This window comes from Clostridium sp. BNL1100 (genome assembly GCF_000244875.1).
In the GTDB taxonomy this organism is placed as follows: Bacteria; Bacillota; Clostridia; order Acetivibrionales; family DSM-1351; genus Ruminiclostridium.
The window spans coordinates 862,240-886,919 of record NC_016791.1; the positions used below are offsets into that span (position 1 = coordinate 862,240).

Sequence of the window (24,680 nt, forward strand, 5' to 3'; positions counted from 1 at the left end):
TCCGTGTTCAACCATAAACAACTGCAAATATCTTTAACCAAGCTTCCATTGATACAATTTATACTCGCGTACAGGTGTTTATTTATAATAAAACTACTTTATATTTGGCAAGTTCTGTAAACTCTTATTTGCGGATTCCGGAGAAAATTCTATATCATCAATGAGTCCGTTAAAATAGTTTTCATATGCTGCGAAATCAAAATATCCGTGTCCGCTGAGACAGAACAGAATAACCTTTTCCTCGCCGGATTCCTTTGCCAGAATAGCTTCATCCATTGCCGCCCTTATAGCATGTGCTGATTCGGGAGCAGGAACTATTCCTTCGGTCCTTGCAAAGGATACTGCCGCTTCAAAAACGGATTTCTGACCGTATGCTTTTGCTTCAATTATTCCGTCATGATACAACTGGCTGACAATGGCGGAATCGCCGTGATATCTCAACCCGCCTGCATGTATACCTGATGGAATAAAATCATGTCCTAAAGTATACATTTTGGTTATTGGAGCTGCTTTTGCGGTATCTCCATAATCATATGCAAATACACCCTTTGTCAAAGTGGGACATGCTGATGGTTCAACGGCTACAGCCCTAAGGTTGCGTCCATTGAGCTTATCCTGCAAAAATGGGAAAGTCAGACCGGCAAAATTGCTACCGCCTCCGCAACACGCAAAAATTACGTCGGGATATTCATCCAAATACTCCATTTGCTTTTTCGCTTCGATTCCGATTATGGTCTGATGCAGACATACGTGGTTTAAAACACTTCCCAGTGCATAGTTGGTATCAGCATGTGTCGCTGCATCCTCAACTGCTTCACTTATTGCGATTCCAAGACTACCTGAGCAATCAGGGTCTCTTTCCAAAATGCTTCTTCCGCTGTTTGTCAGTGTGCTGGGACTTGCTACAACATTTGCACCAAAGGTTTTCATAAATGAACGTCGGTACGGTTTTTGCTGATAGCTGACATTGACCATGTAAACTGAACATTCCAATCCAAATTGGCTTGTTGCAAGGCTTAAGGCACTGCCCCATTGACCGGCACCTGTTTCCGTTGCAAGTCTTTTTATGCCTGCCAGTTTATTATAATATACCTGTGGGATTGCGGTATTAAGCTTATGGCTTCCCGTAGCATTTGTTCCTTCATATTTATAGTAAATTCTTGCAGGAGTATCCAACAGTTTTTCAAGAGCTTTTGCCCTGTAAAGAGGACTTGGCCTAAACTGGCAGTACCTTTGACGAACCTCGTCAGGGATATCTATGTAACGCTCGGAGGACATTTCCTGTTTGATTACTTCATCCGGAAAAATAGCCTTCATATCGTCTGGCTTAATAATATCAAGTGTTGCTGGGTTGTGATAGGGTGCAGGCTTATTCGGCATGTCTGCAACTATGTTGTACCACTGCTTTGGAATATCGTTTTCGGACAGAATTACCTTACTGATCTCATCTCTTCTCATCTTAACCTCCATATCCTTTAAGGTGTAAAGGATTTCTTCACTAGTCTAATAATATTTTACTTGAATTGGATTATAAGTCAATAAAATAATTTGTATACATATGGATTAAATGTTTGTCTAAAAGAATATAAATTTATTATACTGGAAAGTAGGACAAGGAGGTTTTTATATGTTCAGATATTTTTTTACTTACATAGACAATATACCCTCAAGGTTTCACAATTCTCTGTTTTCTGTACAACATCTTCTTGCTGTGGGTATGGTAGCTTGCATGTGGTGTATTATGACTGTCCTGTTCAAAGATAAAAGCGAGGAAAAAAAGTGGAGGTTGCTTGTACTGGCCAGTTTGTTACTGCCCTTAACAGAATGTGCACAGATACTTTGGTACAACGCTGTAGGGCAGTTTTCCTGGGGGTATACGTTACCCCTTCACTTGTGCAGCCTTATGTGTATTATACTTCCTATAATGACTATTACCAGAAGCAGATTGCTGATGGAGTATTCGTATGCTATGGGACTGGCACCGGCTTTATTAACACTTTTTACTCCTGACGTATATTATTATCCGTCCTTTTCATTTATATATATACAAAGTATGTTGGTTCACGGAATCATTTGCTTTATCCCAATATTCATGGTTTTTGGCATGGGCTTCAGACCGGATATACGGAGCCTTCCAAAAACAGTTGCAATGTTGGTAGCTTTTGCCTTGATGGTTACCCCTGTTAATATAGCTACAAACGGGAATTACTTTTTTTTAAAGTATCCGGCACCGGGTTCACCTATGGAATTTTTTGCAAAGTACGTGGGAAGTCCTTGGTACCTTATACCTACGCTTCTTCTTGGCTGCCTTCTTTGGATTATTTTATATATGCCTTTTGTTTTATTAAAAAGACAACAAAAGTATTCACAGAACCATACTAACAGGGATAAAGCCCGAATTTTATTTTAACCTGTCTAGAGGTTTCATGGCAGGACCTTCAACCACTGTCCCGTCATAGCTGTATCTGGAAGCATGACAGGGACAATCCCAGGTTTTTTCGGCTGAATTCCAGTTAACTTCACAACCCAGATGCTTACATGTTGTATCTATTATAAAAACATTACCGTCATTGTCCATGTAGGCTCCGGCTTTTTTGCCGTGGTACTTTACTGCTTTGCCTTCACCCGGCTGTAATGTAAATTCTATAGGTGGCGATTCCAGTTTTCCTGAAACCAGATTGTCAACAACATCTGCATTTTCTTTTATAAAGTTCTTGGCAGAGCTGACAGGAGTGAACCTTGAGGGGGTAAATATATTTTCAACTTCGCTTTTCCCATTGGCAATAATATCACGTATTATCATAGCTGATACATGACTGGTTGTCATACCCCATTTCTGGAACCCTGTGGCTACAAAGATATTCATTTTCTTACCCGTGATATGCCCTATAAATGGTATTTCGTTCATTACGGTATAATCCTGGGCCGACCAGCGATAAGGCACATCTGTAGCGTGAAAATCAGTTTCTGCAAAGTTTATAAGATTTGTATAATGTTCTTTCTCATTTTTGTCTTCGCCCGTTTTATGGTGTTCTCCACTGAGAATAAGCAGTTGATTTCCGTCTTCTGCCGGTTGGGTCCTTATAGACCTTGTAGGTTCTTCATAGGAGATATACATTCCATACGGAACTATTACAGGTGATTTTACCGCAAGTGCATAGGAGCGCTCAGCGTACATTCTCGCAGAATAGAATCCCCACCCGTCGTAAAAGGGGAAGTGACTTGCTACTATTACCTTGTCTGATTTTATACTGAATCCGCTTCGGGTAGATGTTGTACATTCACGGTCTTCATGGATGTCAAGGGCTACCGTGTTCTCAAAAATGTGACCGCCATTTTTTACAAATATATCTGCAAGTGATAAAAGATACTTACGGGGATGAAACTGTGCCTGATTATCAAAGCATACTGCCCCCTGAACAGCAAAGGGAAGAGGCAGGGAGGCTTCAAATCTTGCAGGAAGACCAATAGATTTCGCTGCATTTACCTCCTCCTCGATAACGTTTATATATTGTTCTTCTTTTGTATATACAAAGTTTGGCTGTCGGCTGAAGTCACATTGTATATCGTTTTCTTTTATTATATCTTCAATCATTGATATGGCTTTTTCATTGATCTCTCCATACTTTGCCGCACCTTCTTCTCCCAACTGCTTTATCAGTTTTGCATATTTTACGCTGTGGAGAGAAGTTATCTTTGCTGTGGTGTGCCCCGAAGTGGAATGGACAATTCTGTTGGCATCTATTATAACAACATCCAAGCCTTCCTTCTGAAGCAAATATGCTGTTGCTATCCCGGTTATTCCGCCTCCTACAACCAGAATATCGGTTTTAATATTTTCATTCAACTCCGGATATTCAGTTTTGGGTGTTGACCCAATCCAATAAGATTCTACCGGCCTTGAAAATGCTTTTTCAATAAGATTCTGTGGCATATATTTTGTCTCCTTGATTCAACTAAGTTTCATTTAATTTACATTGTTAGAATATCCAGATTTTTTAAAGAAATTCACATTAAGAGGTTCTATTTTGTTTAATTTAACCTTGACAGGTCAATATTTTCATAAGGCTTGATTTTTAAAAGAAAGGAGAATTTATGGCTTATTCAGACCTCCATGAATTTATAGAAAAACTAGAAGAAAAAGCACTTATTAAAAGAATAAAGTCAGCAGCTGATGCTGAGCTCGAAATAACGGAAATAACAGATAGAGTGGTAAAGAGCGGTGGTCCGGCTCTTCTATTTGAAAAGGTGAAAGACTCAAAATTTCCATTACTTATAAATACTTTCGGTAGCTATGAAAGGTTGAACCTCGCACTTGGTGTTAAAAATATTGAGGAGGTTGCGGGGAAAATAGGAGATTTTATAGATGCGGCAAATTATGCGGGGTTTATAAAAACCGTAAAAGCGGTTCCGTCTTTATTGCAGCTGACATCTGTTTTTCCAATAAAGCTTCCTACAAAAGGAAAATGCCAGCAGATAATTGATTACAGTCCCGATTTGGGAAAGCTTCCAATACTTAAATGCTGGCCCGGGGATGGAGGCAGATTTATCACTTTGCCTGTGGTTATAACCAAAGACCCTGAAACAGGCATACAAAACATGGGTATGTACCGTATGCAGGTGTATGATGACCAAACTACGGGAATGCACTGGCACCTCCACAAGGACGGCAGGAATATATATGACAAGTACCGCAATACCGGAGGAATAATGCCTGTGTCTGTGGCTATAGGCTGTGACCCGGTGGTTATTTATTCTGCAACCGCTCCCCTTCCCCAATATATAGATGAAATATTATTTGCGGGGTTTCTAAGAAAAAAGCCCGTATCCTTGGTTAAGTCTATAACAAATAATATTTATGTCCCGGCAAATGCTGATTTCATTCTGGAAGGGTATGTGGATACAAGTGAGGGACTTCGTATTGAGGGCCCTTTTGGAGATCATACAGGGTATTATTCTCTTGCTGATGTGTATCCGGTTTTTCATTTGACATGTATGACCTACAGGGAGGATGCTATTTATCCTGCTACTGTTGTGGGCAAACCTCCCATGGAGGACTGTTACCTTGGTAAGGCAACTGAAAAACTGTTTCTTCCTTTATTAAGAATCCAATTCCCGGAGATTATTGATATGAATTTTCCTCTTGAGGGTGTATTTCATAACTGCGTTATTGTTTCAATAAAAAAGAGGTTTCCGGGACATGCTAAAAAGGTAATGAACTCAATTTGGGGTTCAGGGCAGATGATGTACACAAAAATGGTTATAGTTGTGGATGAATCTGTAAATCCTCATGATTTATCAACGGTTGCATGGAAGGTTTTCAACAATATTGACGGCAGGAGGGATATAGTATTGTCTGACGGCCCTCTTGATGCACTGGATCATGCCTCTGATCAAAGACATTATGGATGCAGGATAGGTATTGACGCTACCATAAAATTTCCGGAGGAAGGCTATAGCCGTATCTGGCCCGATGAAATAGCCATGTCAGAGGATATAAAGGCATTGGTTACAAAAAGGTGGAAGGAATACGGTTTTTAAATAAAGGAGGAAATATGCTTGCTTCAAAAGTAATAAGAAAAATATCTGACTATGGAACCCTAGTAATGTTTTCTCACTCCATATTTTCTTTATCCTTTGCAATTATTTCCATGCTGCTGGCTTCAAATGGGTTTCCAAGTGCCTGGAAAGTATTCTGGATATTGATGGCATTCATGGGTGCCAGAACAGGTGCCAATGCCATTAACAGGGCTATAGATGCAGAAATTGATAAGCTTAACCCAAGAACTTCAGTAAGACAGATTCCACAGGGACAGGTTAGCAAGGGTGAAGCCTATGGGCTGGCGGCGGCTTCTTTTGCAATAATGCTTGTTTCTGCGGCCATGTTGAACATGCTTTGCCTTATTCTGGCACCTCTTGCTCTTGTATTTATGACAGGCTACTCCTATACAAAAAGGTTTACATGGCTCTGTCATATTATTTTAGGGATTACAACAGCTGCGGCTCCGGTGGGTGCATGGATTGCCGTAACAGGGAACTTATCTGTAACTCCGTTGATAATGGGTGTTGCAAATACTTTATGGGTAGCTGGCTTTGACATAATATACGGTATACAGGACTATGAGTTTGATAAGGCTAACAACCTTCGATCAATTCCTGTGAAATTCGGTATACGCAGGGCACTCCATATATCAAGTGCCTTCCATCTCATATCCTGTATCTTCCTGCTTGTTTTAGGGATAATCAGCAGTCAGCTTGGAACAATATATTTTTCGGGACTATTGATAATAACAGTACTTTTCGCTATAGAACATTCACTTGTCGCCAATGTTAGAAAACCTGATGATACAGGAGACGAGGTATATTCATTTACCGCATATTCATTAAATCAGATTATAAGCATTGTATTTTTAACAGCCTCATTGTTGGAAACACTAATTTAGATTATTCATTTGAGTACATTATAAAAGCATCTTATGTAAAAGAATGGACTTGTCATAAATGTTAATGTAAACTAATTTTACTAACCTTTTTTAGAAAACTTTGTAAGACAAATTCTTATTATTATCGTATAGTTTTACAAATTAAGGATTAGAAAATAATAAAAGGAGATCAGAGTGATGAAAAAAGTTGTTTCGTACATGCTGTCATTTGTTTTAATTTTGAGCCTATTTCTCAATGCTGCACCCTGTGTAAGTGCTGCTCAAACGGAACTCAAGGCATTGCCGGAGGTAGGGCAGGTAGTGTCCGGCTTCAAGGTTCAGGAAGTTGGGAATATGGAAATAATCGACAGTAAAACTGTTTTATTTGAGCATGCAAAAACAGGTGCAAAGCTTATTTTTATACAAAATAAGGATACCAACAGGGCTTTTGATATTTCATTCAAAACACCTGCCTTCAATGATACGGGAGTAAATCATGTGCTGGAGCATATAACCGTATCCGGCTCACAGAAATATCCTATGAAAAACGTTCTATTTACAATTTTAAATCAGACATATTCTACTTTTATAAATGCATTTACCGCTCAAAACTTTACTACATATCCTGTCTCTTCACTGAGTGAGGATCAGCTTTTAAAGTTGACAGAGGTTTATCTGGATTGTGTTTATCATCCCTCAGTATATAACGACAAGAATATTTTCAAAAGGGAAGCCTGGAGATATGAAATGGCAGACAGCAAGGCGGACCTAAATATAAGCGGTACGGTATATAATGAAATGAAGGGTGCTTTGGGGAATATATCTACTGCTGCCTCATACAACGGTATGAAAACACTTTTTCCCAACAGTACGCAATCCACTGTATCCGGAGGTGACCCTGATAAGGTAAAGGATTTGGTATATGAGGATGTAATTAAAACCCATAACACTTACTACCATCCTTCCAATTCACTTATGGTTCTCTACGGAAATGTGGATTATCAAAGCTTTCTTAAAATGATTGATGATAGTTACCTTTCAAAGTATGATAAAAAAGATATTAAGATCGATGAGTTAAAGCTGGAGCCATTTAAGAAAACAATTGAAAAAACTTTTAAATATCCGGTGGCTGCCGGTACCGATACTAAAAATGCCTCCCAGATTGATTATTGTTTTCCTCTTGTAAATATGTCCGATGAAGATTTACTGGGAATAGCTGTGTTAAGTGAACTTATTGGAAGCGACACATCGCCATTAAAACAGGAATTCAGGGATAAAAAACTCGGAGGAGATATTGTAATAAATTACAACACCGGATTATCAATACCCGTTTTGAGTTTCTCGGCTCAAAATACTGATGAAAGTAAAAAAGCTGATATTAAAGCACTTATTGATAAATACCTGAATAGTATTGTAAAGTCGGGCTTTAAGTCGGCTGATGTTGATGCTGTACTTGCCGGTGAATTAAGGGGAGTATCAAATATCACCGAAACTCCCAATCTGGGCGTAAATTTATCTACACAGATGGGCAGCTTCTGGGCCAATTTCGACAGCATTGATTTTTACAATAATATGCTCAAGAATATTAAGTCTATTTCTGCTAAGTCTGGCAAAAGATATTTTGAAGCTCTTACAGAAAAATTCCTTTTAAAAAATAAAAACACCGCCCTGGTTACTACTGTTCCTGAGGCAGGACTTTCAGAAAAGCAGGCAGCAGAACAGAAAAAGTATTTGTCTGACTTAAAGGCGTCAATGAGCCAACAGCAAATAGATACAATTATAAATGAAACAAAAACCTACAACGAGTGGAACAGCAGGGAAGATAATAAAGATGTAGTTAAAAGTATTCAGGCTGTGAAGATTTCGGATTTACCGGAGGAAGTTAAAAATTATAATATTAAAGAATCTAAATCAGACGGAGTAAGATTGATATCTGCAGAAGCAAATGTTGGGGAGACGGAATCCACCAGCCTTTATTTCGATACTTCATCTGTTCCTGCGGATAAGCTACATTATTTAAAGCTATATACGGAATTATTAGGAAATCTTGATACCAAAAACAGTAAAAAGGCTGAGTTGGGTAATCTCAAGACAAGATATATCAACGGAGTATCATTCAATTTATCTGTTGTAACTGACAAAACTTATAAAAAATACTCTCCTGTTTTAAATGTTTCCTGGTCCGGTATAATAGGGGATTATGACAAGCAGCTTGAGGTTGTCAAAGACATCATTTTAAATACACAGGTTAATAAAAGTACTGATATTTTGAATATAGTCAAGTCCCGGATATCAGAAATAAAAACTCAATATACAAGCAACCCTTTAAGTATACAGGTAATGAGAAGCAGATCATATTTCAATGAAGCATATAACTATCTGAATTATGCTTCTGCTATTGATTATTATAATTTCCTTACAAAATTGGAAAAAGAATTTTCCAAAAATCCTAAAGGGGTCTTGAAAGAGCTGGATAATGTTAAAGCCTTGGTTACAAACAAAAAGAATTTAATAGTAACTTTTACGGGAAATAAAAACAGTATTAGCAAATTTGAAACTTCAATAAAGAAGTTTACCCTCGGAATACCATCAAAGGATATTGCAAAACAGGATTATTCAAAACTTCCTAAGCCTGCAAAAAGTGAGGGTATATCTGTAGACGGCTCTGTACAATATAATATGCTTTATGCAACATATGAAAAAATGGGAACTGTATTTAACGGAAAATATATTCCAATAGGTTCAGTAATAAACGAAAACTACATTACTCCAAAGATAAGATTCGGTTATGGTGCGTATGACAACATAGTTGAGTTCGGTGATGAAGGCTTTATGCTTGCATCCTACCGTGACCCAAATATTAAGGAAACCTTTGAGGTATACAACGGATTGCCGGAATTTATTAAGAATATTAATCTTACACAGGAACAGCTGGATAGTTATATCTTAAAGTCCTTCAGCAATTACACTGTGTCTTCCGGAGAAATATCAGGTGCCAATACTGCACTTGGTTACTATCTGATGGGTATTAAATCAGAGGATATCTTACAGATATTGAAAGAAATTAAATCTGTTACCGTCAATGATGTCAAGGATACGGCTTCCATGATTGAAAACATGCTTAAAAGCGGAACATATTCTACGGCAGGAAGTAAGGAAAAACTTAGTGAAAACAAGGAGCTTTATGATAATATAGTAGCCTTGGAGCAGGGACAGGATACCAAAACTAGTACTATTACAAGAGGCCAATTCTTTGAACTGGTTCTTGCAGGTGCTCCAAACCCTCTTGAAATCGCTAAGCAGCAGGGATTGATAACACCAGATAAAAAGGGAAACTACTATGAAAATAGAAAACTGACAAGAGAAGAACTTGCGGTGTTTATATGTAAAATAGCAGCTTTAAGCGGTGTACAGCTTCCGACTGCAAAGCCTGAGATCGCAGACATTAATTCGGTTGCATCATGGTCAAAAAATGCAGTTAATGCTTTGGTCGGGTTTGATGTTATAAAGCTGGATGACAAGGGCAATTTTAATCCGAAAGGAGAAGTAACGTCTGACTTTGTCACTACTGTTTTAAATAACCTTAATCAGAAGCTGGCAGCAAAATAGTCTATTTATATGCAGCAGCACGAAACCCCCGATTACTACAGCAACAATGGCTGTAGTAATCGGGGGTTTTATTATTCATAAAAAAGATAAATGTGTAATATAGTGCTTTTATGGAGGTTGAAACATATGCGAAATAAATTGATTTTAAAAATTCTTTGTGCAGCATTAGCCTTTTTATCTATTATTGCTGCCTGTGGATGTAAAAATGAAAAGGGCCAAGAAGGCGGAGAACACTTGAAAATAGGCCTTACGCCGGCAGTTGATGCTATACCCTACATAATCGCCCGGGACAAGGGTATTTTTCATAAATATGGGTTAAGCGTAGATATGGAGGTGTTCAAAAGTGCCGGAGAAAGGGACGCGGCATTTCAAAGCTCGAACATTGACGGTGTTTTATGTGACATGGTAGCTGTCTGCCTTTACCAAAACGCAGGATTTAAAGTGAAAATAACAGGAGTTACAGACGGAGATTTTATACTCTTGGCAAGTAAGCAATCTGGCATAAAAAGCATAAAAGAAGTAAAAGGACACCGGGTTGCAATATCTGAAAATACCATAATTGAGTACGCACTGGATAAAATTATGAATAAAAACGGTATCGGTATTGATGAAGTTGAAAAAGTGGCAGTGCCTTCCATCCCGGTTCGTCTGGAGATGCTACAGCATAACCAGGTTCAGCTTGCTTTGCTTCCCGAGCCTTTTTCTTCAATGGCAATTAAACAAGGTGCCGTTGTACTGGATTCTGCTTATAGAAACAGTATTTACAGCAATGTAATTGCCTTTAAAGATACTACAATTAAAGAAAAAACATCAGTAATTAAAAAATTGAATGAAGCCTATAATGAATCTGTCAAATATCTAAAGGAAAATCCAATAGAAGAGTATCAAGACGAAATAATTAAATTTATTGGATACCCAAAGGATATGAAGGGAAGTATTGTACTGCCGGATTACAGAAAAGCCGGACTTCCTGCTGATAGCGAATTGAAATCTACTATAGAGTGGGCTGAAAGGGAACACTTGCTGAATAAAAAGATTACAGAAAATGATTTGAAGGAAAAGCTTAAATAAATTTCATAAATGCTATTGTAAACTGGAAGCACATATGGTAATATATGGTTATAAAATTTTATTTTTTAGTAGGCAACGATGCCAATTCTGTATTTTAATCAGAATTGGCATTTTTTATATTTATATATAACCAATACTTGGCAATGACGCCGGTTTCCGTGAGGAAATCCGGTGTTTTTTATTTTTATCAATAGATTAAGGAGATGAGTTTTTATGAAAAAAATCGAAATGATTATCAGACCCGAAAAGCTGGAAGATGTGAAGGAAATATTAAATGAATCACAAATATTCGGTATGACGGTGTTAATGGTTTCAGGCTGCGGGCATCAAAAGGGAAGAAAAGAAATATACAGAGGCGCCGAGATTACAATAAATCTTCTTCCTAAAGTAATGGTTCAAACTGTTGTCCACGATGATGCAGTCGAGAAAATAATACAAAAGGTTACAGAGAGGGTTAAAACAGGTAACGTAGGCGATGGAAAGATTTTTGTGTATAACGTTGAAGAAGCTGTGAAAATAAGAACAAGTGAGAGTGGTGAAGATGCAATATAAAAAAGCTTTTATTATTTTACTGACCGCATTGTCAGCAGGTATATGCCTCTCAGGTATATTTTTCATTTTTTACAGCTGGATAAACGATATAACCTTCAAAGTAATAAACACAAATGTCTCCGGGATATTATTCGGCGTGGCTGTTGTATATCTGGGGTTCAGATACCTGCTTTCGGTTTTAAAACTAAAAAAAGAGCTATATAAGGAAACTTCAGTATTTTCATGGAGCAATTTCAGAAAACAAAAGACTGCGAGATAAGCAAACAGTTTATATATTAAAATTCAGAATGAAATGGGGGATAACGATGAAAAGAGTTGCAAAAATATTAAGTTTTATTTCAGTAGTTGCTATACTTACACTATTTATTTCAACTGTTGTTATGGCAGCAGGGGACCCTACAGGTGCTTCATATACATCTGTAACAGGTAAGGAAACCCTTTCGGATGTTGCCAACGCTGCAAGCAGAGCTCAATACAGTGCTAACTTTGTTTGGATTATGATTACCGGATTTATGGTCTTTTTCTTCCAGTGTGGATTTGCAATGGTTGAAACAGGCTTTTGCCGAAGTAAAAATGCCGCTCATACGATAACAATGAACTTAATGGTTTTTCTTGTCGGTGCGGTGGGGTATTTTCTGGTAGGCTTCGCATTACAGTTCGGAGGCTCCGGAGGAGCCGCTGGCTTGGGAACAGGCGGATCAGTTTTAAATGGCATGGTTTCAATCCCCGGTTTTGGAGGAATCTTAGGGTATAAGGGATTCTTCCTGCAGAGCGGAGGAACCTATGATGCAGGGATATACGCTTTATTCTTCTTCCAAATGGTGTTTATGGACACTACTTGTACTATTCCAACTGGAGCAGTTGCAGAAAGAGTAAAATATTCGGCTGTTGTAATAGCTTCCTTCTTCATATCAATGATATATTATCCCTTGTTTGGAAACTGGGTATGGGGCGGAGGGTGGATGGCTACCCTTGGCAAAAACTTTGGCTTAGGTCATGGGGTTGTTGATTTTGCCGGATCTGCAGTAGTCCACTCTATGGGTGGTATGATGGCTATTGCGGCGGCTATAGTCATAGGGCCTAGAATAGGAAAGTTCAAAAAAGATGGTACCGCAAGAGCATTTCCAGGACACCATATACCCATGGCGGTGGTAGGGACGATTATTCTGTTCTTTTGCTGGTTTTCCTTCAATGCCGGTTCGACCCTTAATGCCGGAGATTTCAGACTGGCGGTTGTTGCTACAAACACTATGATAGCCGGGGCTATAGGGGGGCTGGTTGCAATGTTTTATATGTGGGGTAAATACGGAAAACCTGACCCTTCCATGACTTGTAACGGAGCACTTGCAGGTCTGGTGGCAATTACTGCCCCATGTGCATTTGTTAATGCCATATCTTCTTTTATAATAGGTGCGCTGGCCGGAATACTGGTTTGTATTTCTGTTGCTTTTGTAGAAAACAAGCTGAAGCTTGATGACCCGGTGGGAGCTATTTCAGTTCATGCTGTAAACGGTGTATTTGGAGTTCTATGTGTGGGGCTATTTTCAGACGGGAGTTATGGTGACGGTATTAACGGTGTAGCAGGGGGAGTAAAAGGCTTATTCTACGGAGACGCTTCACAGCTGGTTGCACAGCTGATAGCAGTAGGAGTTCTTATAGTGTGGGGCTTCGGAGGCTCATATGTATTCTGGAGGCTCCTTGACAAGGTTTGGGGTATAAGAGTTAGTCCGGAGGTTGAGATTGAGGGCTGTGATCTTGAGGAAATGGGAGCCTACGGATATCCTGATTTCCAGATTGTTAAGTCAGAATTGGACTTCCAGAAAGCAGATGACCTGTATTTAAGTAAATTAAAGATCAAAGAGACAAGTTTAAAGGTATAGATTTGAATAACCATGTAAAAGGCTGTAGCAAAACAGAACAACTTTCTGTTTTGCTACAGCCCCTTTTACGTATTGGAAGCAAACGGAACATTAATGTGTAGATACAACCTTTAACCCTACTATTCCAACTACTATAAACCCGATACAAATCAGCCTTATTATATCAATAGGCTCTTTAAATAATATTATTCCTAAAACTACAGTACCAACTGTACCAATTCCGGTCCAAATTGCGTATGCCGTACCAAGGGGAAGATTCTTTAGTGCCAATGATAAAAAGAAGAAACTTGCTATCATACCCGCTATAGTAAAAATACTTGGTATAGGTTTTGTAAATCCATGAGAATATTTTAACCCTACCGCCCAGCCCGTTTCCAGCATACCCGCAACTATCAGCATTATCCATTTCATATGCTAAACTCTCCTTATAATAAAAATAAAAAAAGCCTTGGGATGATATTAATATAAAATATCTCCCAGGCTTTTATCCTTCCGTGAACACAGAAAACTGTGCGTTTTATCTTGGACCAGACCAGCTATTAATTTTAACTGCGGAACCCTATAAAACTATATACTATTTTGTTTACATAGATAATATCAAAAGGTTTACGGCTAGTCAATAGGTGACAAGATTAGGCTGCTGAATCATTCAAACCGTGCTTTGAGCTGAATACAATCTTTAATAATGCAGGGGTTATTACTGTTGTAAGTATAACTACAATCAGTGTTGGAATGTATATTTCCTCGGAGATAATCTTGTTTTGCATTCCAATGTTTGCTGTAATAATTGCAACCTCACCTCTTGAAATCATACCTACTCCGATTTGAATACATTCACGTTTGCTCATTTTGAACAGCTTTGCCGCTCCTCCGCACCCAAAGAGTTTACCAACAACTGCTATCACAAACATAACAAGTGTAATAAGAACAACTTCGAAGTTCAACCCCTTGATATCCGCTGCTATACCCACGCTCGCAAAGAATATCAGTGACAAAAATCCCGATGATATAGCTTTGACATTTTTCTCAATGTACTCTCTGTGTATGAATTGTGAAAGCGTCAAACCGCAGATATATGCTCCTGTTATTGCAGCAATACCAAGCAATTCTGATATAAATGCCAGAATAAGCGCCATAGCTATGGCATAGGTTAAAAGATCCCTCTTGTGACTACTGTCAGCCTTGATTTTATTAATAAATTTAGGCACTATTACAATCATAATTACTGCAATTACACAGAATACAATTATTTTAACAAAGGTCAGAACAAGGCTTAATACGGCATCTGAACCAGATGCACCGCTTCCCACAGTTTTGGATACAGCAAGAACGATTGATATGAGAATCAGACCCAGAACATCGTCAATAACAGCTGCTCCCAGGATATTTACCCCGGCTTTTGTATTGAGCTTGCCAAGCTCGTTAAGTGTTTCAACCGAAATACTAACACTGGTAGCCGTTAGAATTACACCCACAAAGAGGTTTTCCCAGAAGTTTGTAAAAAACAGATACGCAGCCGCTGTTCCCAGTATCAATGGCACAATTACTCCACCTAGGGCGATAACTAGAGATGTTTTTCCCGCTTTTTTCAGCTCATCCACGTTAGTTTCAAGACCGGCAAGAAACATAAGCATAATTACACCCAAATCGGACAGCAACTTTATGTGTTCGGTATAATCAACAAGCTTCAGAACCGCAGGGCCGAGAATAACACCTGCAATTAATGCGCCCAATACCTCAGGCATTTTCAATTTCCTGCTTACAAGCCCTCCTATTTTTGTAAAAATCAGAATAAGGGCAATATCAATAAGAACCTTTTCCAAGTTTACACCTTCTTTACTATTATTAATCTTTGAATATTCATTCAACATTATGTATTGTGAATTTTCCATTTGACATAAATAAAAGGAAAGTCACTAACGGACTTCCCTCGTTGGAAGACAGAAAACACTTATCAACAGAAATCTCACAGTGCTATTATACCATGTTAATCCATAAATCAACAAGTCCCTTTGATTTTTGGTATCTTTTATTTTTTGTAATACTCATGCATATATTAGAAATATAATCCATATTATCAGGCTTACACTAAAGGAGTGAACTTATGCTTGAAATGACAGATGTTAGTGTTTACTATGAATCAAAGGGAAAGAAACATTCTGCCGCAGGGCCTATAACTTTACAGGTGGCCAATAGTGAAACTTGTGCGATAATTGGTCCGTCTGGCTGTGGGAAAACAAGTTTGCTTCGAATTATGGCAGGAGTCCAAAGCAACTTTACGGGTAGTTTAAGGCTAGACGGAGAGGATTTAAAGCCAAACTTACACAGAATTGCATATATTCCTCAGAATAGCGGATTTCTGAGATGGAAAACCATCCGTAATAACTGCCTGCTGCCTGTAAAAATTAGAAAGCTTCCTTTGGATAGGGAAGTTTATTCAAGACTGCTAGAAATAACCCGAAGAATGGAAATAGAAGATATAATGGACCGGTATCCTTCACAAGTTAGCGGAGGACAGCTTCAAAGGGCTGCAGTGGCTAGAAGTCTTATGATAAAGCCGGATTTATTGTTACTGGATGAACCTTTTTCGGCATTAGATGCCCTAACACGTGAATATGCACAAAATATGTTACGTTGTGTTCTAAGGGATTTCAAGGCTACGGCAGTACTTGTTACACATAGTATAGAAGAGGCTGTCTTTTTGGCTGACAGGGTAATTGTACTTTCAGCCTCTCCGGGAAAGATTATTGCTGATATTACAACTTTAAGTAGTGAATATGACGATAGGTCGGCAGTCCGTTACACAAAGCTTGCGGCAATAGTAAGACAGCTGATAAAGGAAGAATGGGAGGGGTACGGTGAAGAAGAAAGTAACAGTGTATGCTGAGGGTATGTTATTTATAAATTTGATATGGTATGCAATATACTTAACATTTCGAACAAGGATAATTCCCAACCCTATAAGGGTATACAGGAGTTTTTATTTATTTTTTCAAGAGGCCATGTTCCTGCATATAAGTATAAGCCTTTGGAGGGTATTTGCCGGAGTAACAATAGCACTTTTACTGGGGTCATTAATAGGGTATAAAATGGCTGTATCGGAAATGTGGAATAAAATTCTTAACCCATTGGTATTTTTCACATATCCTGTTCCAAAAACAGCACTGCTTCCTATAATTATGACTATATTCGGTTTGGGAGGGGCTTCCAAAATAATTCTTATAACAATGATAATTATCTTTCAAATAATAATAACCGTAAGAGATTCCGTTGTCGGCATAGATAAAGAGTGTATCTACAATATAAGAAGCATGGGGGCATCCCAAGGGCAGATTCTGTACCATATTGTGGTACCTGAAATCATACCGGGTATATTAACCAGCTTGCGTGTAACAATAGGCTCTGCACTGTCTGTTCTTTTTTTCTGCGAGGCTTATGGTACTTCATGGGGGATGGGGTACTATATTCTTGATGCCTGGACCAGAATAGATTATATCAGTATGTACAAGGGAATTTTAGTGTTGTCTTCTGTAGGGATAGCACTGTTTTTCTTGATTGATCTATTAGAACAAAAAATAGTCAAATGGAGATAAATTTCTTTTCACAAGTCGTACTTATGATATATAATAATTTATGTCAACTTTTTATTTGGACAAGTTGTATTTCTTATAAAACAGAGGTGTACATAGCCGTGAATTTATTAAAGTTCAGGGAAATTTATTTTAATAAAAAAAGCCTTTCCGAAGAAGATATGAGGGTTTCAAGGAATATATCTATTTTTGAAGGCTGTACCGCCAGAAGTATTCTTACCCTTACCAGCGGAGCTTTTTTGGTTGGATTTGCTAAATACCTTGGCGCAAGCAATGAACAGTCGGGAATTATAGCTGCGATTCCGGTATTGGCGGGAATAGTGACGGTGTTTTCTCCTATAGTTCTTGAGAAGCTGGAAAGCAGAAAATTGCTGACCTGTATGCTATGTTTTATTGGAAGATTAATGATGGGGCTGATGATACTTATACCTTTTATAAGTCCATACAAAACAGTAAGGGTTCAATTGTTGATATGGGTATTCTTCATTGCTAACTTAATTATGGCTTTTACAATCCCATACGCACAGACGTGGCTTCTGAATATAACCCCTGAAAGAATTAGAGGTGCCTATTATGGCAAACGGGAATCAATAGTTTTGGGTACAGTTACTGTTGTTACCCTTCTTATGGGACAGGTTCTCGATAAATTTGAGCAGATAGGACACCAATTTACCGGATTTATTGTATTATACGCTTTTGTTATTGTTACGGCTTTTGTAAATATTATATTGTTTTCAAAAATTAAAGAGCCGGTTAATCCTGTTTTAAAATCAGGGGTTTCAATTAAGAATTTATTTACACTACCAGCTAAAAACAAGAATTTTATGAAAATAACTTTCATAACTCTATTATGGAATTTAGGTTATCAGATTGCTTTCCCGTTTACCTCGGTTTATATGGTATCGACCCTTCATTTACGATATGGCCTTGTTACGGCTATGGCCGTTCTGGCTTCAATTACAAGTGTTATATCCGTCAGATTCTGGGGAAGAATTGCAGATAAAAAATCATGGCTCTATATTATGAAGCTAATGATTGTTCTACAGATTTTAAGCTTTCTAACTTGGTTTTTCATAAATCCGGACACTGTATATATTCTGATGCCTATAGCTCATATCCTCGGTGGAGCTGCAATTTCAGGAGTAAACATATCTGTGAACAATTTGCAGTACAGTTACTCTCCTGCCGATAATAAAACGGTATACATGGGTTTTTCATCAGCAGTTAACGGTATTATTGGGTTTGTAGGCACTTTAATAGGTTCATTCTTTATTAAGGTAACGGAAACCAGAGGAATTTCTCCGGTAGGTTTTTCAATTGGTAATATGCAGATGCTGTTTTTTACAGCGGTGGTTGTTTTGACAGTAAGTATTTTTAGCATATCGAAATTCAGAATTAATAATGCAAATTAATAAGGTGTGCAGGAAGAGGGTATTCTTCCAACACACCTTTTTTAGTTAAACTATTGTTACTTTATATTCCTTAAACCAGTAATCCAACTGTATCAGCCATGCAATAAGCTGTGGTCTTCCCATAAGCTGCCCATACCATGTTACATTGCTGCCGGAACGGAGAAGTGGCAGAGTGTCCGGATGCAGTATATCCTTGAGTATGGAATCTGGAGTAGCCATAACTTCTTCAAACATTTCTGAGACTATTGATTCGTACTCAGGGTTGTGAGTTTTGGGGTATGGACTCTTTTTCCTGTACAAAATTTTATCAGGCAGGTAATCACTCATGGCTTCCCTCAAAAGCGACTTCTCAACCTTATTTTTAAATTTTATCTTCCATGGTACATTATAAACATATTCCAGAATCCGGTGGTCTGCAAAAGGAACCCTGACTTCAAGTCCACTTGCCATTGACATACGGTCCTTTCGTTCACGCAGAGATATAAAAGTAAAACATCTGAAAAGTAGTTTTCATATTTATTTTCATTTTAGTATTGACTAATTTCCCTAAACATCATATATTATTAAATTAATTAGGTAACCTACCTAACTATTTAGTTAGGTTGTAGCTTAAAATACATTTTCAATGGGAATGAAAGGGAAATTTATGCAACAACTGACTCAGAAGCGAAAAACCATGGTTATGATAGCGTTAATGGCCACTATGTTTTTCGCTGCAATTAATCAAACAATAATTAGTGCGGCATTGCCAAAAATTATTGCTCAATTAGGGGGAATGGACTATTATTCATGGGTAATTACAGGTTACATGCTTACCTCAACAATCTCTACCGTAATTTTTGGAAAGTTATCTGATATCTACGGAAGAAAGATTTTCTTACTTTCAGGAATTGTTGTTTTTCTAATAGGTTCTTTTTTAACAGGTGTGTCAGCTAATATTTTTCAAATGATAGCATTCCGTGGGGTTCAAGGAATTGGTGGAGGTATTTTAATGTCAATTTCACTTACGGCTGTAGGTGATTTATACCCACCACAAGAAAGAGCTAAATGGACTGGTGTTATGATGTCAATCTTTGGTATATCCAGTATCCTAGGACCGGTTCTTGGAGGCGTTATGGTTGACTATGTTGCTTGGAAATGGCTATTTTGGCTCTTCTTACCTTTAGGTGTGGTTGCCTTAGTTATGATTTGGAGCCTGTTTCCTAAATTATCGGGGAATTCCTCAGAATGTATTGATTATTTGGGATCAATTTTTCTGGCACTTTCAATAACCAGCTTACTTTTGGGCTTCTCATGGGCTGGGACAAAATATGCATGGATTTCACCTCAAATTTTAGGTCTCTTTGGTGCCACTATAGTGGGAATTTTAGTTCTTGTTATTATTGAACGTAAGGCCAAGAGTCCTGTTATGCCCCTTTCTATGTTTAAAAATCAGGGGGTTACCATTTCTTTCGCTGCAAGCTTTGTTATGAGTGGCGGAATGATGGGTGCTATGTCATATATTCCTTTCTTTATTCAAGGTGTAAAAGGACTATCAGCAACAACATCAGGTTTATTAAATATTCCAATGTCTCTTATGATGATTATATTTAGTACATTGGTGGGACGTTGGATGTCAAAGTCAGGTAATTACAGGCTATTTGCTGTACTTGGTTTAGGTATTATGAGTGGAAGTATGATTATAATGGCAAATATGAATAGCATTGTATGGGCTGCTATAAGCTTGATTATTTTTGGTATAGGTTTAGGATTCGGTATGACAGTATTCACAACAACAGCTCAGAATTCTGCTCCAACTTCACAGCTAGGTGTAGTAACAGCTTCTTGTACTCTTTTCCGTAACCTTGGAGGTACTATTTTTATTGCTATATTTGGTTCTATTATGAATACTTCAATGGCAAGAAATATGCAAACAGTAATGGCATCCGGTTCTGGAATAGACCTTACAAAACTTGATGGTGAAACTGCTGAAAAATTTACAGCTATGGCAAATCCTCAATTGTTGTTGGATAACAACAAGCTTGAGGCTATACAAGCAAGCTTACCGGAACAAGTTCAAATGTTATTTTCCAAGATGATGGATTTAGTTCGAGCTGTAATGGGAGATGCATTAACGAGCGTATTTTATATAGGTGCTTTGCTTTTACTTGTAGGTGTTATCCTTTCATTATTTTTGAAAGTAAAAACTGCTGCTGAAGATAATAGTAAAGAATTCGAAGAAGAAGAATCTGCAGCATAAACATATATTTAATATGCAAGTGCATTAAATGCTGAATTTTATGTATGGCTTGAAGAAAAATACGTTGTTTAACACTTGTTGATAAGGTATAATTGTTACAAATAAAATCATAAGAGCATTTGAATACACCATTACTTTAGATGACGTATTCACGAATGAGGTGAATTTTTTGCAGGAACAACCAGACATAGATATTAGAAGATTTGTGGAGACCTTTGAAAAATTAGCAAGAGCTGAACGGCGTAAACAGTCATTATTTGGCTTAAAGCAAAGTGAAGTGCGTGTTTTGCTTTGTATTGAGCAGCTTTCTCATGAGAACAAACAGGTCATTACAGTTTCAGAAATCAGTAAGAAAATGTTTGTAACTTCTCCTACTGTTACTGAGTTAATAAAAAGCTTAAGTATCAATGGATATATTGAACGCAGTGTTGACTCTCAGGATAAACGAGTCTCTGATATAAAATTAACGGCTAAAGGGGAAAAAATAGTACAGAAATTAATAACCTACTTTACCTCTTTGTTTTCCGGACTTATAGAAAAAATAGGAGTAGAACAGAGCGAGACTTTACTTGATTTATTAGATCAAGTATGTCTTTATCTTAATGAAACAAACCTGGAAAGTGACTAAAGGATAGAAAAAACAGTGGAACTATACTTTTTTGTATAGTTCCCTTTTTTTTTCTATCCTTGCTTTGTGTAAAATTTTAAATTATAAGTATGTAATAGGACATCCATATTACCTAATAAATATAAGTAACAAAATTCAATAGGGGCTATTTACATATGGGTGTATTAATAATTACAGAAAAGGAAGAATTCTTAAATGGGTTCAGGGTTATTACAAAAAAGCCTGATCTAACTGAAAATGAGTACAAGATGGCGGAATTCACTATTGTAAACAATATTATCAAGACCCTAAAGGTACATTCAGAAACTTAAAAAAGGAGATATTTTATGATTGCCATATATACAAGACAATCCGTAGACAAAAAAGACAGCATATCCATAGAAAGTCAAATCGGATTTTGTATGAAAGAGATATCTTCCGAAAACTACAAAATATATACCGACAAGGGCTACAGCGGGAGTAACATAAATCGGCCAGCATTTGAAGAAATGATCAGAGACATAAAAATAGGTATTATTGAAAAAGTAGTGGTCTACAAGCTTGATCGTATAAGTAGATCACTTCTTGATTTTGCACACATTATTGAATGCTTCAATAAATATAAGGTAGAATTTATCAGTCAGACTGAAAAGTTTGATACAAGTACATCAATGGGCAGGGCAATGCTGTCAATAGTAATGGTCTTTGCCCAACTGGAAAGAGAAACTATCCAGCAAAGAGTAAAGGACAACTACTATCAGAGAGGAAAAACAGGGTTATATCTAGGTGGTGTAGCTCCCTTTGGCTATAATAAGGTTCAAACATTTTTAAATGGCAAAAAAACTTATATGTTCGAAATGGATGAAGAAAAATCTGAGATCGTTAAGCAGATTTACAGCATGTACGCAGAGGAGCCCAAATCCTTGGGAGTCATAGCAAGACACTTGAATACAAAAAAATTGAAAACTAACAAAGAGCATAATTGGACAGCAGCAACTGTAGCCAGGTTAATCCGGAACCCTGTATTTGTCAAAGCAAATGCGGATGTTTATCTTTATCTTAAGAAAAAAGGTGCTGTTATAAATAATGATATAAGTGATTTTATAGGCGAAAATGGCTGCTATGTGTATGGAGAAAGGCAATCAATAACCACCAGTAAATTCACGGACCTTACTAATAATTTTGTAACCATAGCACCGCATAAAGGTATAATAACCCCGGAACTGTGGCTTGAATGCCAGTACATAGCCGATGAAAACAAACATTTAAAAAACAGTGGCAGAGGAAAAAACAGTTGGCTCTCCGGACTAATAAAGTGTGGATACTGCGGATATGCAGTAACAGTCGTAAAAAGCCGAGGACTGCTATATATCAACTGCGGAGGAAGAAAAAACGGGTTTTGCTATGGAAGAAAAAAGGTTATTTATCTAAAGGAAATTGAACAAATAGTTGAAACAAAGCTATTGGAAAAAATGAAATCACTAAAACCAGATTATATTGTCAGAACCAACTCACATTTAAAAGAAATTAATGATTTAAAAATCCAGCTAGCTAAAGTTGATGAAGACATAAGCAAACTGGTTGATAGTCTGTTAACCTTAAATGAAACAGCGGAAAGTTATATAAATGAAAGAATTAATGAACTGGATAATAAAAAGAAGCTGTTACAAAATAAAATAAATAAACTTTCTATGGATAACTCACCAAACAATATAAAAGGGGAAGACCTTTCAGAATATCTAAAAAACTGGGACAACTACGACCTTGAACAGAAAAAAAACGTTGCAAAAGCCCTGATTACAAAAGTAGTTATCACTGATGAGGAAATTGAATTAGTATTTAAGATATAATGTTTTCCTTTTATATCCTTTCGTTCCAAAAGAGATACCATAAACCAGTTTACAGAAAGCCAATTTGCCAGCCTTGCAGTTTTCATTTCCTCAGTTTCATTCCCTGTAACAGGACATGCATTTACACTGTCACGGTACATCTGATTTACAAAATCCATACCTTGCTTTGGCTTTGCAAAATCAGTAGCAAACAGGAAAATCCTTGATTCAGGATCATGTATCCATGGGAAAAAGTTGCGGTGGAGCATTTCAGGTTTATAGAACCATGGGTATCCGCCGAATATTTCATCGGCACATTCACCGCTTAAAGCAACAGTATGTCTTTTTTTAATCTGCTTGCAATAATATAGCAGAGAGGAGTCTATGTCCGCCATACCGGGGTAGTCTCTATATTTTACAGCATCATAAAGAAGGTCTGCAATGGTTTTCTGACTTACAGTAAGAACCGTATGGTCTGTACCAAGATATTCACCCAGCCAAACAGCGTAAGTGTCATCGCTTTCAGGCTGGAAGCTTGTAGAGGTAAAATGCTGCTTGTTTCCTTCATATTCAAAGGAGTAGGTACTCAATAAATCCCCGTTTTTCTTGTCGGCCCGGGCAACAGCGGTTACTACTGATGAGTCAAGCCCCCCTGATAATAAAGTACATAAGGGTACATCAGAAACCAGCTGTCTCTGAATTGCATCTGTAAGATAAAATTTTGTTTTTTCGATTATAGAACTTTCACTATCCTCTAGCTCGTAAGCTTGCAAAGACCAGTATTTGCGTAATTCAAGTCCGTTACGGTTAAAAATTCCATGAAAACCTGGAGAAATTTCAAAAATATTTTTAAAGATTCCGCTATTGGAAGGGCGCATGGGGGAGAGGTATAAGAGTTGCCAAATACCTTCACTATCAAGCTCCGCTTTAATCTGGGGATGTTTCAAAATTGATTTTACTTCTGAGGAGAAAATGAAAGTATCTCCTATAAAAGTATAAAAAAACGGTTTTACGCCCATTCTGTCTCTGGATACGTAAATCTGTTTTTTATCATTATCATAAACTGCAAAAGCAAAAATACCATTAAGTTTTTCCGAACATCCCATACCCCAAAGTATGTACGAATAAAGCAAAACCTCCGTATCGCAGCGGGTTTTAAATTCCACTCCCAGATTTTCAAGCTCTGACCGCAATTCATTTGAATTATAAAGCTCGCCGTTGTAAACGATAGTATAGGATTTACCCTCGAAAACAGCAGTCATAGGCTGCAAACCATTAGCAACGTCAATAACGGCAAGTCTGTTATGGCCAAAGCAAACATATTCATCTCTGAAAAAACCGTGTTGATCAGGGCCTCTGTGAACAGTAGTCAGCCTCATGGCTTCAAGGGCTTCCTGAGAGATGCTTCTTGTACCATCTTTAAAATTTACCAAACCAAGAATTGAGCACATATTTTATCCTCCAGAAAA

21 protein-coding genes and 1 riboswitch are annotated in these 24,680 nt (G+C 37.6%); of the genes, 15 read left to right on the forward strand and 6 right to left on the reverse strand.

Annotation, left to right across the window (positions count from 1 at the left end; translation table 11 throughout):
- Nucleotides 1-93: 93 nt before the first annotated feature.
- Entirely contained in the window at nt 94-1,458 is a 1,365-nt protein-coding gene (locus tag CLO1100_RS03730; protein ID WP_014312425.1) for a TrpB-like pyridoxal phosphate-dependent enzyme, read from the reverse strand.
- A gap of 169 nt (nt 1,459-1,627) precedes the next feature.
- Here CLO1100_RS03730 and CLO1100_RS03735 point away from each other — a divergent pair, with 169 nt between their 5' ends.
- Nucleotides 1,628-2,410 carry a TIGR02206 family membrane protein gene (locus tag CLO1100_RS03735; protein WP_014312426.1) on the forward strand — a complete coding sequence of 261 codons (783 nt, stop codon included), beginning with the start codon at nt 1,628-1,630 and terminating at the stop codon, nt 2,408-2,410.
- Here the strand turns inward: CLO1100_RS03735 and CLO1100_RS03740 are convergent.
- Nucleotides 2,402-3,934 (reverse strand): FAD-dependent oxidoreductase, encoded by a 1,533-nt coding sequence (locus CLO1100_RS03740; RefSeq protein WP_014312427.1) that lies wholly within the window; start codon nt 3,932-3,934, stop codon nt 2,402-2,404. The genes CLO1100_RS03735 and CLO1100_RS03740 overlap by 9 nt on opposite strands.
- A 161-nt stretch (nt 3,935-4,095) precedes the next feature.
- On the opposite strand from CLO1100_RS03740, the gene CLO1100_RS03745 reads away from it, so the two are divergent.
- The 7 genes from CLO1100_RS03745 to CLO1100_RS03775 all read left to right on the forward strand — a co-directional run bounded on the left by CLO1100_RS03745 (nt 4,096) and on the right by CLO1100_RS03775 (nt 13,534).
- The gene (locus tag CLO1100_RS03745) at nt 4,096-5,541 is read left to right on the forward strand and encodes a menaquinone biosynthesis decarboxylase (RefSeq protein WP_014312428.1); all 1,446 of its coding nucleotides are present in this window, start codon (nt 4,096-4,098) and stop codon (nt 5,539-5,541) included.
- Nucleotides 5,542-5,555: 14 nt separating this feature from the next.
- Complete coding sequence (locus CLO1100_RS03750; RefSeq protein WP_014312429.1) at nt 5,556-6,443, forward strand: UbiA-like polyprenyltransferase; 888 nt, start codon at nt 5,556-5,558, stop codon at nt 6,441-6,443.
- Between the two features lie 177 nt (nt 6,444-6,620).
- Nucleotides 6,621-10,031, forward strand: coding sequence for an insulinase family protein (locus CLO1100_RS03755; RefSeq protein WP_014312430.1), 3,411 nt, complete (start codon nt 6,621-6,623; stop codon nt 10,029-10,031).
- Nucleotides 10,032-10,157: 126 nt separating this feature from the next.
- On the forward strand, nt 10,158-11,102 hold the full coding sequence (locus CLO1100_RS03760; protein WP_014312431.1) for a MetQ/NlpA family ABC transporter substrate-binding protein: 945 nt from the start codon (nt 10,158-10,160) through the stop codon (nt 11,100-11,102).
- 213 nt (nt 11,103-11,315) lie between these two features.
- The gene (locus CLO1100_RS03765) at nt 11,316-11,654 is read left to right on the forward strand and encodes a P-II family nitrogen regulator (protein ID WP_014312432.1); all 339 of its coding nucleotides are present in this window, start codon (nt 11,316-11,318) and stop codon (nt 11,652-11,654) included.
- A complete protein-coding gene (locus CLO1100_RS03770) occupies nt 11,644-11,913 on the forward strand; it encodes a hypothetical protein (RefSeq protein ID WP_014312433.1) in 270 nt (89 codons plus the stop codon). The genes CLO1100_RS03765 and CLO1100_RS03770 overlap by 11 nt, the downstream gene beginning before the upstream one ends.
- 46 nt (nt 11,914-11,959) lie before the next feature.
- Nucleotides 11,960-13,534, forward strand: coding sequence for an ammonium transporter (locus CLO1100_RS03775; protein WP_014312434.1), 1,575 nt, complete (start codon nt 11,960-11,962; stop codon nt 13,532-13,534).
- A 90-nt stretch (nt 13,535-13,624) separates the two neighbouring features.
- Here the strand turns inward: CLO1100_RS03775 and sugE are convergent, their stop codons facing one another.
- Together sugE and CLO1100_RS03785 are read right to left on the reverse strand one after the other, a co-directional pair.
- On the reverse strand, nt 13,625-13,945 hold the full coding sequence (gene sugE / locus CLO1100_RS03780) for a quaternary ammonium compound efflux SMR transporter SugE (protein ID WP_014312435.1): 321 nt from the start codon (nt 13,943-13,945) through the stop codon (nt 13,625-13,627).
- 60 nt (nt 13,946-14,005) lie between these two features.
- Nucleotides 14,006-14,108, reverse strand: a riboswitch (guanidine-I (ykkC/yxkD leader).
- Between the two features lie 58 nt (nt 14,109-14,166).
- Entirely contained in the window at nt 14,167-15,357 is a 1,191-nt protein-coding gene (locus CLO1100_RS03785) for a cation:proton antiporter (protein ID WP_014312436.1), read from the reverse strand.
- A 281-nt stretch (nt 15,358-15,638) separates the two neighbouring features.
- On the opposite strand from CLO1100_RS03785, the gene CLO1100_RS03790 reads away from it, so the two are divergent.
- The 3 genes from CLO1100_RS03790 (at nt 15,639) to CLO1100_RS03800 (ending at nt 18,536) form a co-directional block, all read left to right on the forward strand.
- A complete protein-coding gene (locus CLO1100_RS03790; protein WP_014312437.1) occupies nt 15,639-16,421 on the forward strand; it encodes an ATP-binding cassette domain-containing protein in 783 nt (260 codons plus the stop codon).
- Complete coding sequence (locus CLO1100_RS03795; protein WP_014312438.1) at nt 16,393-17,127, forward strand: ABC transporter permease subunit; 735 nt, start codon at nt 16,393-16,395, stop codon at nt 17,125-17,127. The genes CLO1100_RS03790 and CLO1100_RS03795 overlap by 29 nt, the downstream gene beginning before the upstream one ends.
- A gap of 98 nt (nt 17,128-17,225) precedes the next feature.
- Nucleotides 17,226-18,536, forward strand: a complete 1,311-nt coding sequence (locus CLO1100_RS03800; RefSeq protein WP_014312439.1) for an MFS transporter — start codon at nt 17,226-17,228, stop codon at nt 18,534-18,536.
- A 45-nt stretch (nt 18,537-18,581) separates the two neighbouring features.
- Here the strand turns inward: CLO1100_RS03800 and CLO1100_RS03805 are convergent, their stop codons facing one another.
- Complete coding sequence (locus CLO1100_RS03805; protein ID WP_347456371.1) at nt 18,582-19,019, reverse strand: asparagine synthase C-terminal domain-containing protein; 438 nt, start codon at nt 19,017-19,019, stop codon at nt 18,582-18,584.
- Nucleotides 19,020-19,182: 163 nt separating this feature from the next.
- On the opposite strand from CLO1100_RS03805, the gene CLO1100_RS03810 reads away from it, so the two are divergent.
- From CLO1100_RS03810 to CLO1100_RS03820, 4 genes are all read left to right on the forward strand, one after another.
- On the forward strand, nt 19,183-20,775 hold the full coding sequence (locus CLO1100_RS03810) for an MDR family MFS transporter (protein ID WP_014312440.1): 1,593 nt from the start codon (nt 19,183-19,185) through the stop codon (nt 20,773-20,775).
- A gap of 169 nt (nt 20,776-20,944) precedes the next feature.
- Nucleotides 20,945-21,403, forward strand: a complete 459-nt coding sequence (locus tag CLO1100_RS03815; RefSeq protein ID WP_014312441.1) for a MarR family transcriptional regulator — start codon at nt 20,945-20,947, stop codon at nt 21,401-21,403.
- Between the two features lie 155 nt (nt 21,404-21,558).
- Nucleotides 21,559-21,714: a hypothetical protein gene (locus CLO1100_RS20625; RefSeq protein ID WP_014312442.1), complete on the forward strand. Its 156-nt coding sequence runs from the start codon at nt 21,559-21,561 to the stop codon at nt 21,712-21,714.
- A 15-nt stretch (nt 21,715-21,729) separates the two neighbouring features.
- Nucleotides 21,730-23,232 (forward strand): recombinase family protein, encoded by a 1,503-nt coding sequence (locus tag CLO1100_RS03820; RefSeq protein ID WP_014312443.1) that lies wholly within the window; start codon nt 21,730-21,732, stop codon nt 23,230-23,232.
- Here the strand turns inward: CLO1100_RS03820 and asnB are convergent.
- The gene (asnB, locus tag CLO1100_RS03825; protein ID WP_014312444.1) at nt 23,139-24,662 is read right to left on the reverse strand and encodes an asparagine synthase (glutamine-hydrolyzing); all 1,524 of its coding nucleotides are present in this window, start codon (nt 24,660-24,662) and stop codon (nt 23,139-23,141) included. The genes CLO1100_RS03820 and asnB overlap by 94 nt on opposite strands.
- Between the last annotated feature and the right edge of the window lie 18 nt (nt 24,663-24,680).